Consider the following 13,674-nt stretch of genomic DNA (forward strand, 5'->3'; position numbering starts at 1 on the left):
TTAAATGAAATCAAGATTACATTTTTACCCCTGTGGGTATCTGTCGAGAACGTGTAAATTTCATTATTCATAGAAAACGGTATAAGATTATAGTTGCGCAAAAAATATATCAAATCTAAAAATACAACAATGATATATTTTTTGCGCAATGGACTTAACCAATTTACGCTACCATGGTTATTACATTTATTAGAAAATTGTATCTTTCTTATCGTTAACCATGATCACACATATTTATGTGTTGCCAACAATATGAGAAAACACAGAAATAAAAACAAAAGAAGTCGATTTTCGATTTTATTTCCAATCCTGACAATACTCGGAATTGGAATTATTGCTGTGTTAACTTCTGGTTACGAAAAAAGCTGGACGTTTAATTGGAACGGAATTGAAAAAATATCCAAGATTCAATTAGTGTTTATAAATATCAATCTATTTCGAGCGGAATTGGTGGAAATGGAAGAGCAATGCCTGAAGAAATTGAAAGCCGAAAATGGATTATGCAAAACGCAACTGAATCTGAACTTCTAAAACTAACGGAATTTCCAAACGGAAATATAAAAGCAATTGCTTACGAGGGATTATTAAGAAAAAAGAATTTCAAAAACAAAACTGAACTGATTTCAAATGCGATTAAAGACACGGTTTATTCTGTTTACTATCAATCTGGTTGTTTAGGAGATAAATTAGAAATTGGAGAATATTTAGTTCAAAATGTTTTAATGATTGACGACCGTATTCCACCTTTTAGACCTGAATTAATTGTTGATTTTGGACTCTCTAAAATGGAAAAGCAAAAAATCCTAAATGAATTTCATAATCGGAAAAAATAAAATACTGTTGGCAACAATGTATAACCGCAATTACGGCGGATTCGACTACGTCCGAATCCACTCGAAATTGCTAACGCCAGTTCTTAACCGAAAATTATTAACTTTAATCCCGTAACTGACGGTTATACGAGACCGTTAGCCACAATATGACCACGAATGCAAAATCTGAATAAAGAAATAAAATCATTACTTGAAACGAAAGAAACTCAAGATTTCTTAAAAGTCGCTCGTGGATTTATTAAACTGATTGAAAACAAAGAAATAAAAGAACAGGAATTTTATCCTGAAATTCATAAAAAACTGACCGAATTATATAATGCTGGACTTTCTCTAAAATCGGTTGAATTAATTCATTCAAGTGAAAAAACGGAATTTGAAACTGCTACGAGAGAGAAATTAAAAGAACAGAACGTCAATTTGATTTCCTCACTTGGAAAGGACTGTTTTTATTGGGAAGTTTTTGACCCAACTTATGAAAAGGAAAACGAACCGACACAAGGCTGGTTAGTTGATGATGTTGCGGACATATACGCTGACTTAAAAGAAGAACTGTATAAAATTGACCAAATCGGAACTGATGAAGCTATCGAAGACGGACTTTGCAATTGAAATTTGGATTTACCTCGCATTGGGGAAACCATTGCGTGAATGCAATTCGAGCTTTACACTATATTTATTATGACGGAAAGAAAACGATGTGAAAAAATACTGTGTCTAACAATGTATAACCGCAATTACGGCGGATTCGACTACGTCCGAATCCACTCGGAATTGCTAACGACAGTGCTAAACCGAAAATAATCGCTAATTTAACCCGTAACTGACGGTTATACGAGACCGTTGTAATCAATAGCTCAAATAAAATATTATGCAAGAATCAAGAATACATTCTGAGGGGCAAAATGACCACTTAATATCGATTAAAGAGAAATATAATAAACTTAAAAACTCTCTGAAACGGAATATTAAACTCACCGAGGACGAAAAACAAATTGAACTGAAAAAAGTCGAAGAACAGTTCAATAAAGAAAAAAGGATTCTAAGCAAAATCTGTACTAAGAAAAAAATAGCGGACCAATTACTCGTATTTAAAAATAGTTATGTGCGGATGGACCTAACTCAAACGTAACCGTTTCGCTGGACTTCTAACTCCAACGGACTTTACTCAGACGCAACTGTTGTGCAGATGGACTTCACTCGGATGAGAAAATAAGAAAACGCAAAGATTCGTGCTTACTCAAACGTGTCGCTACTGATTACAACAAAGCCTATAATTAATGCGGACTTGTGTCTAATTCGCAAGGTCTGTGTATATTTATAATGTCGCTAAATCTGTTGGATTTAGCTTTGGACAAAACAAAAAACAAATCAAAACCAAAAGCTTTAGCTTAGCGCGTAGCTGGAAATCCGTCGGATTTCTGCCCCGCACTAATCATAGCCCAGGCGTTGTGTGCTATATTACGGTATTGCGTTCACCGCACGTAAATAAAAAATCAAGAGAACAGTTTCAGTTAAGTTCTTATAAAAGATTACTTGATATCTATAGCTCTTCATCTAAAACTATTGATGCACTTATGAAGCTTGAGCTTCCTAGTGGTGTAGAAGTAGAGATCAAGGTGTAAGTAATTAACCTGTCTTGTTATGATAGGTGACATGTCCTAAGCTGCGGGCGAGGGAAAAACGGAAAAAAATAATTTAGGGTTAAATTATTTTGACCCTATTTTTTTGAATAGTATTTAATAGTAATAATTAATATAAATAAGTATGTCTGGGTTAATAGGAAAGAAAGTAGGCATGACCAGTATTTTTGACGAGAATGGGAAGAATATTCCATGTACCGTTATACAAGCTGGACCATGTGTAGTTACCCAAGTCAGAACCGAAGAGGTTGACGGGTATAGTGCCCTTCAGCTTGGTTTCGATGACAAGGCAGAAAGTCGTGCTAATAAGGCTCAATCGGGTCATTTTAAAAAGGCAGGTGCTTCTCCTAAGAAAAAAGTCGTTGAATTCCGAGATTTTGAAGGTGAGTTTAAATTAGGGGACACTGTTGGTGTGGATGTTTTCGTTGAAGGCGAATTTGTCGATGTTGTAGGTACTTCTAAAGGTAAAGGATTTCAAGGTGTAGTTAAGCGTCATGGTTTTGGTGGTGTGGGTCAAGCAACCCATGGTCAGCATAATAGACTTAGAGCTCCTGGTTCAATTGGTGCCGCTTCATATCCGGCAAGAGTATTTAAGGGTATGAAAATGGCCGGTAGAATGGGGTCTGACCGTGTTACGGTTCAAAACCTTAGGGTTTTAAAAGTAGTTCCAGAAAAGAATCTTTTAGTAGTAAAAGGTTGTGTTCCTGGCCATAAGAACGCTTATGTAACGATACAAAGGTAGAGGTAATGAAAATAGCAGTTTTAGATATTAAAGGAAAAGACACAGGCAGAAAGGCAAACCTTTCTGATGATGTTTTCGCTATAGAGCCTAATGAGCATGCGGTCTATTTGGATGTTAAGCAATATTTGGCACATCAAAGACAAGGTACGCATAAAGCAAAGGAAAGAGCTGAAATAGCAGGTAGTACTAGAAAGATAAAGAAGCAAAAAGGTACAGGTACGGCAAGAGCCGGTAGTATTAAGTCGCCTATCTTTAGAGGTGGTGGTAGAATATTTGGCCCTAGACCTAAGGATTATACCCAAAAATTGAACAAAAACCTTAAGCGTTTGGCAAGAAAATCTGCCTTGACATTAAAGTCAAAGGATAATGCCATAATCGTGGTCGAGGATTTCGATTTTGATACACCTAGAACTAAGGATTTTGTCGAGGTTTTAAAGACTTTAGGTATTGAAAACAAAAAGTCTTTGATTGTGTTGGGTGATTCAAATAAAGGTGTATATTTGTCTTCGCGTAATTTCAAAGGGTCTGAAGTTATAACTAACTCAGAATTAAGCACTTACAAAATACTTAATGCAAATAGTGTAGTGTTGTTGGAGAGCTCTCTAGAAGGAATCGAATCGAATTTAAATAAACAATAATATCATGAGTGTGTTGATAAAACCAATTATAACGGAGAAAATGACTGCTGATAGCGAGTTGAACAATCGTTATGGTTTCGTAGTTAACCCTAAGGCAAATAAATTGCAGATAAAGGATGCAATTGAAGCTACTTATGGTGTTTCGGTTAAAAAGGTGCGTACTATGAATTACGGACCCACCAGAAAATCCAGATATACAAAAACTGGGGTGCAGCATGGTAAAACAAATGCCGTTAAGAAGGCAATAGTTGATGTTGTGGAAGGTGATATTATTGATTTTTACAGTAATCTATAAAGACAAGAAATGTCAGTTAGAAAATTAAAACCAATCACTCCTGGACAGCGTTTTAGAGTAGTAAACGGATTTGACGCCATTACTGCTGATAAGCCGGAGAAAAGCTTGCTTGCTCCGTTAAAAAAGTCCGGAGGTAGAAACAGTCAAGGAAAGATGACCATGCGCCAAAAAGGTGGAGGTCATAAGAGAAGGTATCGTGTAATTGATTTTAAAAGGGATAAGCAAGATGTGCTTGCGACCGTAAAATCTATTGAGTACGATCCAAACAGAACGGCATTTATTGCTCTTTTAGAGTATGCTGATGGTGAAAAACGATATGTGATCGCACAGAACGGTTTACAGGTTGATCAGAAAGTTTCTTCGGGTGCTTCTGTGGCACCAGAAATTGGAAATGCAATGCCTTTGAGTGAAGTTCCTTTAGGTACGATCATTTCGTGTATTGAATTAAGACCTGGACAAGGAGCTGTTATGGCTAGAAGTGCTGGAACCTTTGCTCAGTTAATGGCGAAGGACGGTAAGTTTGTAACGGTTAAAATGCCTTCTGGTGAAACTAGATTGGTTCTTTCTGGTTGTTTTGCGACAATTGGGGCGGTTTCAAACTCTGATCATCAATTGCTTGTTTCCGGTAAGGCCGGTAGAAGTAGATGGTTGGGTAGAAGACCAAGGACTAGACCAGTAGCTATGAACCCTGTAGATCATCCAATGGGTGGTGGTGAAGGTAGAGCTTCAGGTGGACATCCAAGATCTAGAAACGGTATTCCTGCAAAAGGATTTAGAACCCGTTCTAAGACTAAGAGCACCAATAAGTATATAATAGAACGTAGAAAGAAATAAAAAAGTAGAAAGAAATGGCACGTTCACTAAAAAAAGGACCATACGTTCACTATAGTTTGGAGAAAAAAATCCAACAAAGTGCAGCATCCGGTAAAAAATCGGTAATCAAAACTTGGTCAAGGGCATCTATGATCACTCCAGATTTTGTTGGAATGACAATAGCTGTGCACAACGGAAAACAATTTGTACCTGTTTTTGTGACTGAAAACATGGTTGGACATAAACTTGGGGAATTTTCACCTACTAGATCTTTTAGAGGTCACGTTGGTGCAAAAAACAAAGGAAAAAAGTAAGCTATGGGAGTTCGTAAAAAACAAATGGCCGAAAGAATCAAGGCTGAAAAAAAGAAGGTAGCTTTCGCGAAGTTGAACAATTGTCCAACTTCACCTAGAAAGATGCGTTTAGTTGCTGATTTAATTAGAGGTGCTAAAGTTGAAAATGCCTTAGCTATATTAAGATTTAACCCAAAAGAGGCTTCTAGAAAACTAGAAAAATTGTTGTTGTCCGCTTTGGCCAACTGGCAGGCTAAAAATGAAGATGCAAACCTTGAGGATGCTGATTTGGTCGTTGCCGAGATAAGAGTTGATAGCGGTGCAATGTTAAAGAGATTGCGTCCAGCTCCACAGGGTAGGGCACATAGAATTAGAAAACGTTCAAACCATGTTACTTTGGTTTTAGGGTCTAAAAATATAACAGAAAACTAGAATGGGACAGAAAACAAATCCAATAGGAAATCGTCTAGGAATCATCAGAGGTTGGGAATCTAACTGGTATGGTGGAAACGATTATGGGGATAAATTGGCGGAAGATGATAAAATACGTAAGTATATCCACGCCAGGCTTTCTAAAGCTAGTGTTTCTAGAGTAATTATAGAGCGTACCCTTAAACTGATTACTGTAACGGTGACCACGGCACGTCCTGGAATAATCATCGGTAAAGGAGGTCAGGAAGTTGATAAGCTGAAAGAAGAGTTGAAAAAAATCACCAATAAGGAGGTTCAGATCAACATCTTTGAAATTAAAAGACCAGAATTGGATGCTAATTTGGTTGCGGCAAGTGTTGCCCGTCAAATAGAAAGTAGAATTTCCTTTAGAAGAGCAATCAAGATGGCTATTGCAGCTGCAATGAGAATGAATGCCGAAGGTATCAAAATTCAAATCTCAGGTAGGTTGAACGGAGCGGAAATGGCACGTTCAGAATCATATAAGGATGGTAGAATTCCATTATCCACATTTAGAGCAGATATTGATTATGCTTTACAAGAAGCCCAGACCACATATGGTAAACTTGGAATTAAAGTTTGGATCATGAAGGGCGAGGTTTACGGTAAAAGAGAGTTGTCACCTTTAGTAGGAATGCAAAAAGGAGATTCCTCTAAAGGAGGTAAACAAGAAGGTGGTAGAAAACAACGTCGTAGAAAGTAATTTTTTAAAGAACTAAAGTAATGTTACAACCGAAAAGAACGAAGTTCCGTAAAATGCAGAAAGGCCGTATGAAAGGCCTTGCTGGTAGAGGACACCAACTTTCAAATGGTATGTTCGGTATAAAGAATGTTGATGATGCAGCATTCTTGACTTCACGCCAAATTGAGGCTGCCCGTATTGCTGCAACAAGATATATGAAAAGGAAGGTCAGTTATGGATTAAAATATTTCCAGACAAGCCTATAACCAAAAAGCCTCTAGAGGTGCGTATGGGTAAAGGTAAAGGTGCTCCTGAATATTTTGTAGCCGTAGTAAAACCGGGTAGAATTATGTTCGAAGTAGCTGGAGTTCCTATGGAAGTAGCAAAAGAAGCTTTAAGACTAGCGGCACAGAAGCTTCCTGTTAAAACAAAATTTATTGTAGCTCGAGATTACGAGGGCGGAAATTAAACGTAAGGAACAATGAAAAAACAAGAGATCAAAGAATTGTCTGTCGAAGGACTTACGGAGAAATTGGCCGAGTATAGAAAGCAGCATGAAGAATTGAAAATGGCACATTTTGTAACTCCGTTAGAAAATCCATTACAGATTAGAAAAGTAAGGAGAACGGTAGCAAGATTGGCCACTGAATTAACTAATAGGGAAAACCAATAATTGGTTCGGCTTTATGGAAAAAAGAAACTTAAGAAAAGAAAGAGTAGGAGTTGTCACTAGTAATAAGATGGAAAAGTCCATTGTTATTTCGGAGGTGAAAAGAGTAAAGCATCCTATGTACGGTAAATTCGTTTTGAAGACAAAGAAATATGTTGCACATGACGAAAAGAACGATTGCAATATTGGTGATACTGTAAAGATCATGGAAACGCGTCCTATGAGTAAAACCAAATGTTGGAGATTAGTAGAAATCTTAGAAAGAGCTAAATAAGTTATGTTACAGCAAGAATCTAGATTAAAGGTAGCGGATAACACCGGAGCGAAGGAAGTATTGACTATTCGTGTTCTTGGTGGTACCAAAAGAAGATATGCATCCATTGGTGATAAAATTGTTGTTACCGTTAAGGAGGCCACACCAAATGGAGGTATCAAGAAAGGAGCGGTATCAACTGCTGTTGTCGTGCGTACCAAGAAAGAGGTGAGAAGACCAGATGGGTCGTATATCAGATTTGACGATAACGCTTGTGTTTTATTGAATCCTGCCGGAGAGATGAGGGGAACCCGTGTTTTCGGACCCGTTGCAAGGGAGCTTAGGGACAAGCAATTTATGAAGATTGTATCATTGGCCCCAGAGGTATTATAATATAACGGACAAGATGAAAAAGTTGAAAATAAAAACAGGAGACACCGTAAGAATTATCGCTGGTGACCATAAAGGTACCGAAGGTAAGGTTATGCGTGTAAATCTTGAAAAAAATAAGGCCATCGTAGAAGGTGCAAATATGGTTTCCAAACATGAGAAACCTAGTGCAAAGAACCCTCAGGGTGGTATTGTAAAAAAAGAAGCTTTAATCCATATTTCAAACCTTGCTTTGATCGACGGTAAATCTGGAGATACTACAAGGGTAGGTTATGAAATGAGGGATGGTAAAAAAGTTAGGGTTTCCAAAAAATCCAAAGAAGTAATTTAGTTATGGCATACGTTACAAGATTAAAGAAAGAGTATAAGGAGCGAATTATAGCTGCCCTTACCGAAGAATTTGGTTACAGTAATGTAATGCAGGTTCCTAAGTTGGAAAAAATAGTAATGAGCAGAGGAATAGGTGCTGCCGTTGCTGATAAAAAGCTTATTGATCATGCAATTGATGAAATGACGATGATCACTGGTCAAAAAGCTGTTGCTACATTATCTAAAAAAGATGTTGCTGCCTTTAAATTAAGAAAAGGTATGCCTATTGGTGCAAAGGTAACCCTTAGAGGTGAGCGTATGTACGAATTCTTAGATCGTTTAGTAACATCTGCATTACCAAGGGTACGTGATTTTCAAGGAATCAAGGCTACTGGTTTTGATGGTCGTGGAAATTATAACTTGGGTATAACCGAACAGATTATTTTCCCGGAAATCAATATTGATAAAATCAATAGAATTAACGGAATGGATATTACTTTTGTGACCTCTGCAAATACTGACAAGGAAGCAAAATCATTATTAACAGAATTAGGTTTACCTTTTAAAAAGAATTAGTATGGCTAAGGAATCAATGAAAGCCCGTGAAAGAAAAAGGGAAAGAACTGTAGCAATTTACGCTGAAAAAAGAAAGGCTCTAAAGGAAGCTGGAGACTATGAAGGTTTGCAAAGACTTCCTAAAAATGCTTCTCCAGTACGTTTGCACAATAGATGTAAGCTTACCGGAAGACCTAAGGGTTATATGAGAACTTTTGGAATTTCTAGGGTAATGTTCAGGGAAATGGCAAATGCCGGTTTAATTCCGGGTGTTAAAAAAGCCAGCTGGTAAAAAAGAATTATTAATGGTTTCAGGTTTAACGTAAAAGTTAAAAACCGTCACCGAATTATATATACATGGTAACAGATACTATAGCAGATTACCTAACGAGAGTTAGAAACGCAAGTAGAGCAGGTCATAGAATTGTTGAAATTCCTGCTTCTAATTTAAAAAAGGAGATAACAAAAATATTGTTCGATCAAGGATATATTTTAAGTTATAAGTTTGAAGAGAACAAGGTTCAGGGCACTATTAAAATTGCTTTGAAATATGACAAGTTTACAAAAGAGCCTGTTATCAAGAAAATACAGCGTATAAGTAAGCCGGGTCTTAGAAAATATGCGGGTAGCGACGATTTGCCACGTGTATTGAACGGTTTGGGTATCGCTATTGTTTCTACATCCCATGGTGTAATGACAAGTAAGCAAGCAAAGGCGGAAAAAGTTGGTGGTGAAGTTTTATGCTACGTTTATTAATTGATAAAAGAATTAGAAAATGTCTAGAATAGGTAATAATCCAATCGCGATTCCAGAAGGAGTTACAATTGAAATCAATGAAAATATCATTTCCGTAAAAGGAAAGTTAGGAGAGTTGACTCAAGAGTTCTCTGGTGTATCGGTTAAAGTGGAAGATGGTCAGGCTTGGGTAACAAGACCTTCAGATTCTAAGGAGCATAAAGCAAAACACGGTTTATATAGGTCACTTATACTCAACATGGTTGAGGGCGTTTCAAAAGGTTGGACCAAAGAATTGGAGTTAGTAGGTGTAGGTTACAGGGCTAGTAACCAAGGTCAAAAATTAGATTTGGCTCTAGGGTTTTCCCATAATATAGTATTTGACTTGGCCCCAGAGGTTAAGGTCGAAACTGTTTCTGAAAAAGGAAAGAACCCAATAGTTAAATTGACCTCTCATGACAAACAATTGGTTGGTCATATAGCAGCTAAGATAAGATCATTCCGTAGACCTGAACCGTACAAAGGAAAAGGTATTAAGTTTGTTGGTGAAATATTAAGAAGAAAAGCTGGTAAGTCAGCTTAATATAAGTGTATTATGGGATTATCAAAAACACAAAGAAAAAATAGAATCCGCCGTAGAATCCGTAAGGTTTCTACCGGAACTGCAGCTAGACCTAGGTTATCTGTATTCCGTAGTAATAGCGAGATTTATGCACAAGTTATAGACGACGTTAAAGGAGTTACTTTAGTATCTGCTTCCTCAAGAGATAAGGATATTGCAAAAGTAAAAGGTAACAAAACAGAGATTGCCGCACTAGTTGGTAAAACAATTGCCGAGAAATCTGTAAAGGCGGGTCTTGATAAGGTAGCCTTTGATAGAGGTGGAAATTTGTATCATGGTAGAGTTAAGTCTTTGGCCGAAGGTGCAAGAGAAGCAGGATTAAAATTCTAATAAACTAGTATGTTCCAAAAATATAAAAACGTAGAAACGGTTAAACCTGGCGGTTTAGATTTAAAAGATAAATTAGTTGGCATCCAACGTGTTACCAAGGTAACTAAAGGTGGTAGGGCATTTGGTTTTTCTGCTATAGTTGTCGTTGGTGACGAAAATGGTGTTGTAGGTCACGGTTTAGGTAAGTCTAAAGAAGTTGCAACTGCAATAGCAAAAGCAATTGAGGACGGTAAAAAGAACTTGATTAGAATTCCTTTGAACAACGGTACATTACCACATGAGCAAAAAGGTAAATTTGGTGGAGCAAGAGTTTACATCCAGCCAGCTTCTCATGGTACGGGTGTTATTGCCGGTGGTGCAGTGAGATCAGTTTTAGAAGCTGTTGGTGTACATGATGTTTTGTCCAAATCACAAGGTTCTTCAAATCCACACAATGTTGTAAAAGCAACTTTTGACGCTTTATTGCAACTTAGGGATGCAAAGACCATAGCAAGTCAAAGAGGTGTTTCTTTAGAAAAAGTATTTAAAGGCTAAGAGTAGAATTATGGCAAAGATTAAAGTTACACAGGTAAAAAGTGGAATCAAGAAACCTCAAAATCAGAAAAGAACTCTTGAGGCCCTTGGTTTAAAAAGAATTGGTCAAGTTGTAGAACATGATGATACGGCCAACATTCTTGGAATGATAAATAAAGTTAAACATTTAGTTTCCGTTGAGGGAGCTTAAAGATAGAATATAATGGGTTTACATAATCTACAGCCTGCAGAAGGTTCAGTTAATAGGGACGGTAAACGTCTTGGAAGAGGACAAGGGTCAGGAAAAGGTGGAACTGCTGCAAGAGGACATAAAGGAGCAAAATCAAGATCTGGTTATTCTAAGAAAATTGGTTTTGAAGGTGGTCAAATGCCATTGCAACGTCGTGTTCCTAAATTTGGATTTACAAATATCAACCGTAAGAACTATAAAGGTATCAATATTGAGAAGTTACAGGAACTTGTTGATAACAAAGTAATTTCAAAAGAGGTTTCTTTGGATATTTTGGTTGAAAACGGAGTAGTAGGTAAAAACGACTTAGTTAAAATTTTAGGTAACGGTGAATTGAAATCCCCCCTAAAAATTACGGTACATAAATTTACCGCTTCTGCTAAGGCAGCTATTGAAGCAGCTGGTGGTGAAGCAATAAGTTTGTAAGCATAAACGAGAGCATGAAGAATTTTATTGATACAATATCCAATATTTGGAAGATAGAAGAGCTAAGAAATAGAATACTTATTACCTTGGGTCTTTTATTGGTGTACCGTTTTGGTTGCCAAATTGTTCTTCCAGGTATAGATTCTACGCAGTTGGGTGGTTTGACCGATGGAACCGATCAAGGTATCTTTGGTCTATTAAACGCATTTACAGGAGGGGCTTTTGCCAATGCTTCTGTTTTTGCATTAGGTATTATGCCTTACATCTCTGCTTCAATTGTGGTGCAATTAATGGGTATTGCTATACCATATCTTCAAAAACTTCAAAAAGAGGGTGAAAGCGGTCGTAAAACTATTAACCAAATTACTAGATGGTTGACTATTGGTATTTGTATAGTTCAAGCTCCTGCCTATCTCTACGGTTTGGAAGCCTTTGGTGTTAGGGACAGTGCTTTTATCTTAGGAAAAGGGTTGGATTTTATGATACCCGCAGTAATCATTTTGGTTACAGGTACCGTTTTTGCTATGTGGTTAGGAGAAAAAATTACAGATAAGGGTATTGGTAATGGTATTTCATTGTTGATCATGATCGGTATTATTGCAACCATGCCACAATCCTTTGTTCAGGAATTTATTTCAAGGACCGTTGATAATAATGGCGGTCTAATGTTTATTCTGATTGAAGTTATTATTTGGTTCCTTGTTATTTTGGCATGTATATTATTGGTAATGGCTACTCGTCAAATACCGGTTCAGTATGCCAGGAGAACTGCGTCTGGTGGTTATGAGAAAAACATCATGGGATCAAGACAGTATATTCCATTAAAATTAAATGCATCTGGAGTAATGCCTATAATCTTTGCACAGGCTATTATGTTCGTTCCCGGAATGATAGGTGGCGCGTTTGATGATACTTCATTTGGGCAGTGGATGCAAGTTCAGTTTAGTGATATATTTGGTTTGGCATATAATATTTTATTTGCCTTGTTGATTATCATCTTTACCTATTTCTACACGGCCATTACGGTTCCTACCAATAAAATGGCAGATGACCTTAAAAGAAGTGGTGGTTTTATACCAGGAATACGTCCTGGGAAAGAAACAGGAGATTTTTTAGATAAGATTATGTCATTAATAACGTTACCTGGATCAATTTTCTTAGCTTTGCTCGCAATTTTGCCGGCCGTTGTCGTAAAGTTGATGGATGTTCAGGCTGGATGGGCCTTATTTTATGGAGGTACATCTTTATTGATTATGGTTGGTGTGGCTATTGATACTGTGCAACAGGTGAATTCATATCTGTTGAATAGACATTATGACGGCCTAATGAAAACCGGTAAAAATAGAAAAGTAGCATAATTTATGGCTAAACAGGCAGCAATAGAACAAGATGGATCTATCATTGAAGCATTGTCAAATGCAATGTTTAGGGTAGAGTTGGAGAATGGACATGTAGTAACAGCGCATATTTCAGGTAAGATGCGTATGCATTATATAAAATTATTACCTGGCGATAAGGTTAAATTGGAAATGAGTCCATACGATCTTACTAAAGCAAGAATTACATATAGATACTAAGATACAAGATGAAAGTAAGAGCATCAGTTAAAAAGAGAAGTGCCGACTGCAAGATTGTTCGCAGAAAAGGCAGGTTGTACGTAATCAACAAAAAGAATCCTAGATTTAAACAAAGACAAGGGTAATTATGGCAAGAATCGCAGGTATTGATATACCAAAACAGAAGAGAGGCGTTATCGCCTTAACCTACATTTTTGGAATTGGAAGAAGTAGAGCTCAAGAAATTTTGAGTAAAGCCCAGGTTAGTGAAGATACAAAGGTTTCTGATTGGAACGATGATGAAATAGGACGTATTAGGGAAGCTGTATCTGGTTACGTAATCGAAGGAGAGTTGCGTTCCGAAACCCAATTGAACATTAAGAGATTGATGGATATTGGTTGTTATAGAGGAATTCGTCACAGGTCTGGTTTACCTTTAAGAGGTCAACGTACCAAGAATAATTCTAGGACTAGAAAAGGAAAGCGTAAAACAGTTGCTAACAAGAAAAAAGCAACTAAATAATAAGTAGGTATGGCAAAGGCAAATACTAAAGTTACCAAGAAACGTAAAGTAATTGTTGATTCTGTAGGGGAGGCGCATATAAGTGCATCCTTTAACAACATCATCATTTCTTTAACAAATAAAAAAGGAGATGTAATTTCTTGGTCATCTGCTGGT

The 13,674-nt window shown here is 37.1% G+C and carries 27 protein-coding genes and 2 pseudogenes; all 29 read left to right on the plus strand.

What is annotated here, in order from left to right; all coding sequences use genetic code 11:
* Positions 1 to 467 precede the first annotated feature (467 nt).
* Positions 468 to 833, plus strand: a complete 366-nt coding sequence (locus tag Q2T41_RS20050; RefSeq protein WP_304437540.1) for a hypothetical protein — start codon at positions 468 to 470, stop codon at positions 831 to 833.
* A gap of 156 nt (positions 834 to 989) precedes the next feature.
* Positions 990 to 1,442 (plus strand): DUF5063 domain-containing protein, encoded by a 453-nt coding sequence (locus Q2T41_RS20055; RefSeq protein WP_304437541.1) that lies wholly within the window; start codon positions 990 to 992, stop codon positions 1,440 to 1,442.
* The gene (locus tag Q2T41_RS20975; RefSeq protein WP_367186943.1) at positions 1,439 to 1,534 is read left to right on the plus strand and encodes a DUF5063 domain-containing protein; all 96 of its coding nucleotides are present in this window, start codon (positions 1,439 to 1,441) and stop codon (positions 1,532 to 1,534) included. Before Q2T41_RS20055 ends, Q2T41_RS20975 begins: the two co-directional genes overlap by 4 nt.
* A 756-nt stretch (positions 1,535 to 2,290) precedes the next feature.
* A pseudogene (gene rpsJ, locus Q2T41_RS20060) lies at positions 2,291 to 2,455 on the plus strand (30S ribosomal protein S10); the annotation flags it as partial.
* Positions 2,456 to 2,597: 142 nt separating this feature from the next.
* The gene (gene rplC, locus Q2T41_RS20065) at positions 2,598 to 3,215 is read left to right on the plus strand and encodes a 50S ribosomal protein L3 (protein ID WP_089259444.1); all 618 of its coding nucleotides are present in this window, start codon (positions 2,598 to 2,600) and stop codon (positions 3,213 to 3,215) included.
* A 5-nt stretch (positions 3,216 to 3,220) separates the two neighbouring features.
* Positions 3,221 to 3,853 carry a 50S ribosomal protein L4 gene (gene rplD, locus Q2T41_RS20070; protein ID WP_089259445.1) on the plus strand — a complete coding sequence of 211 codons (633 nt, stop codon included), beginning with the start codon at positions 3,221 to 3,223 and terminating at the stop codon, positions 3,851 to 3,853.
* Between the two features lie 4 nt (positions 3,854 to 3,857).
* Positions 3,858 to 4,148 carry a 50S ribosomal protein L23 gene (rplW, locus tag Q2T41_RS20075; RefSeq protein ID WP_089259446.1) on the plus strand — a complete coding sequence of 97 codons (291 nt, stop codon included), beginning with the start codon at positions 3,858 to 3,860 and terminating at the stop codon, positions 4,146 to 4,148.
* A gap of 9 nt (positions 4,149 to 4,157) precedes the next feature.
* Positions 4,158 to 4,982, plus strand: coding sequence for a 50S ribosomal protein L2 (rplB, locus tag Q2T41_RS20080; protein WP_144804694.1), 825 nt, complete (start codon positions 4,158 to 4,160; stop codon positions 4,980 to 4,982).
* Positions 4,983 to 4,996: 14 nt separating this feature from the next.
* The gene (gene rpsS / locus Q2T41_RS20085; protein WP_089259448.1) at positions 4,997 to 5,275 is read left to right on the plus strand and encodes a 30S ribosomal protein S19; all 279 of its coding nucleotides are present in this window, start codon (positions 4,997 to 4,999) and stop codon (positions 5,273 to 5,275) included.
* A 3-nt stretch (positions 5,276 to 5,278) separates the two neighbouring features.
* Entirely contained in the window at positions 5,279 to 5,686 is a 408-nt protein-coding gene (rplV, locus tag Q2T41_RS20090) for a 50S ribosomal protein L22 (protein ID WP_089259449.1), read from the plus strand.
* 1 nt (position 5,687) lies between these two features.
* On the plus strand, positions 5,688 to 6,407 hold the full coding sequence (gene rpsC / locus Q2T41_RS20095) for a 30S ribosomal protein S3 (protein ID WP_089259450.1): 720 nt from the start codon (positions 5,688 to 5,690) through the stop codon (positions 6,405 to 6,407).
* Positions 6,408 to 6,475: 68 nt separating this feature from the next.
* Positions 6,476 to 6,855 (plus strand): annotated as a pseudogene (rplP, locus tag Q2T41_RS20100) (50S ribosomal protein L16).
* A gap of 12 nt (positions 6,856 to 6,867) precedes the next feature.
* Positions 6,868 to 7,059, plus strand: coding sequence for a 50S ribosomal protein L29 (rpmC, locus tag Q2T41_RS20105; protein WP_089259452.1), 192 nt, complete (start codon positions 6,868 to 6,870; stop codon positions 7,057 to 7,059).
* A 13-nt stretch (positions 7,060 to 7,072) separates the two neighbouring features.
* Positions 7,073 to 7,330: a 30S ribosomal protein S17 gene (rpsQ, locus tag Q2T41_RS20110; protein WP_058104316.1), complete on the plus strand. Its 258-nt coding sequence runs from the start codon at positions 7,073 to 7,075 to the stop codon at positions 7,328 to 7,330.
* Positions 7,331 to 7,333: 3 nt separating this feature from the next.
* Positions 7,334 to 7,702, plus strand: coding sequence for a 50S ribosomal protein L14 (gene rplN / locus Q2T41_RS20115; protein WP_027064819.1), 369 nt, complete (start codon positions 7,334 to 7,336; stop codon positions 7,700 to 7,702).
* Between the two features lie 13 nt (positions 7,703 to 7,715).
* Entirely contained in the window at positions 7,716 to 8,030 is a 315-nt protein-coding gene (rplX, locus tag Q2T41_RS20120) for a 50S ribosomal protein L24 (RefSeq protein ID WP_089259453.1), read from the plus strand.
* A 2-nt stretch (positions 8,031 to 8,032) separates the two neighbouring features.
* Positions 8,033 to 8,584: a 50S ribosomal protein L5 gene (gene rplE / locus Q2T41_RS20125; protein WP_089259454.1), complete on the plus strand. Its 552-nt coding sequence runs from the start codon at positions 8,033 to 8,035 to the stop codon at positions 8,582 to 8,584.
* Between the two features lies 1 nt (position 8,585).
* Complete coding sequence (gene rpsN, locus Q2T41_RS20130) at positions 8,586 to 8,855, plus strand: 30S ribosomal protein S14 (RefSeq protein WP_089259455.1); 270 nt, start codon at positions 8,586 to 8,588, stop codon at positions 8,853 to 8,855.
* Positions 8,856 to 8,920: 65 nt separating this feature from the next.
* Positions 8,921 to 9,319, plus strand: coding sequence for a 30S ribosomal protein S8 (gene rpsH, locus Q2T41_RS20135; protein WP_089259456.1), 399 nt, complete (start codon positions 8,921 to 8,923; stop codon positions 9,317 to 9,319).
* 19 nt (positions 9,320 to 9,338) lie between these two features.
* Positions 9,339 to 9,881: a 50S ribosomal protein L6 gene (rplF, locus tag Q2T41_RS20140; protein WP_089259457.1), complete on the plus strand. Its 543-nt coding sequence runs from the start codon at positions 9,339 to 9,341 to the stop codon at positions 9,879 to 9,881.
* Positions 9,882 to 9,893: 12 nt separating this feature from the next.
* Positions 9,894 to 10,250 carry a 50S ribosomal protein L18 gene (rplR, locus tag Q2T41_RS20145; RefSeq protein ID WP_089259458.1) on the plus strand — a complete coding sequence of 119 codons (357 nt, stop codon included), beginning with the start codon at positions 9,894 to 9,896 and terminating at the stop codon, positions 10,248 to 10,250.
* Positions 10,251 to 10,259: 9 nt separating this feature from the next.
* Positions 10,260 to 10,784, plus strand: a complete 525-nt coding sequence (gene rpsE, locus Q2T41_RS20150; RefSeq protein WP_089259459.1) for a 30S ribosomal protein S5 — start codon at positions 10,260 to 10,262, stop codon at positions 10,782 to 10,784.
* A gap of 10 nt (positions 10,785 to 10,794) precedes the next feature.
* On the plus strand, positions 10,795 to 10,974 hold the full coding sequence (gene rpmD, locus Q2T41_RS20155) for a 50S ribosomal protein L30 (RefSeq protein WP_089259460.1): 180 nt from the start codon (positions 10,795 to 10,797) through the stop codon (positions 10,972 to 10,974).
* Positions 10,975 to 10,986: 12 nt separating this feature from the next.
* Positions 10,987 to 11,439: a 50S ribosomal protein L15 gene (rplO, locus tag Q2T41_RS20160; RefSeq protein ID WP_089259461.1), complete on the plus strand. Its 453-nt coding sequence runs from the start codon at positions 10,987 to 10,989 to the stop codon at positions 11,437 to 11,439.
* Between the two features lie 14 nt (positions 11,440 to 11,453).
* The gene (gene secY / locus Q2T41_RS20165) at positions 11,454 to 12,797 is read left to right on the plus strand and encodes a preprotein translocase subunit SecY (protein WP_089259462.1); all 1,344 of its coding nucleotides are present in this window, start codon (positions 11,454 to 11,456) and stop codon (positions 12,795 to 12,797) included.
* Between the two features lie 3 nt (positions 12,798 to 12,800).
* Positions 12,801 to 13,016 (plus strand): translation initiation factor IF-1, encoded by a 216-nt coding sequence (infA, locus tag Q2T41_RS20170; protein WP_013305172.1) that lies wholly within the window; start codon positions 12,801 to 12,803, stop codon positions 13,014 to 13,016.
* Between the two features lie 8 nt (positions 13,017 to 13,024).
* Positions 13,025 to 13,141: a type B 50S ribosomal protein L36 gene (gene ykgO, locus Q2T41_RS20175; RefSeq protein WP_013305171.1), complete on the plus strand. Its 117-nt coding sequence runs from the start codon at positions 13,025 to 13,027 to the stop codon at positions 13,139 to 13,141.
* Positions 13,142 to 13,143: 2 nt separating this feature from the next.
* The gene (gene rpsM / locus Q2T41_RS20180) at positions 13,144 to 13,518 is read left to right on the plus strand and encodes a 30S ribosomal protein S13 (RefSeq protein ID WP_089259463.1); all 375 of its coding nucleotides are present in this window, start codon (positions 13,144 to 13,146) and stop codon (positions 13,516 to 13,518) included.
* 9 nt (positions 13,519 to 13,527) lie between these two features.
* Positions 13,528 to 13,674: 30S ribosomal protein S11 (gene rpsK / locus Q2T41_RS20185; protein WP_304437542.1), on the plus strand; the 147-nt coding region annotated here is incomplete at its 3' end.

The organism is Maribacter confluentis (assembly GCF_030505015.1).
Classification (GTDB): Bacteria; Bacteroidota; Bacteroidia; order Flavobacteriales; family Flavobacteriaceae; genus Maribacter; species Maribacter sedimenticola.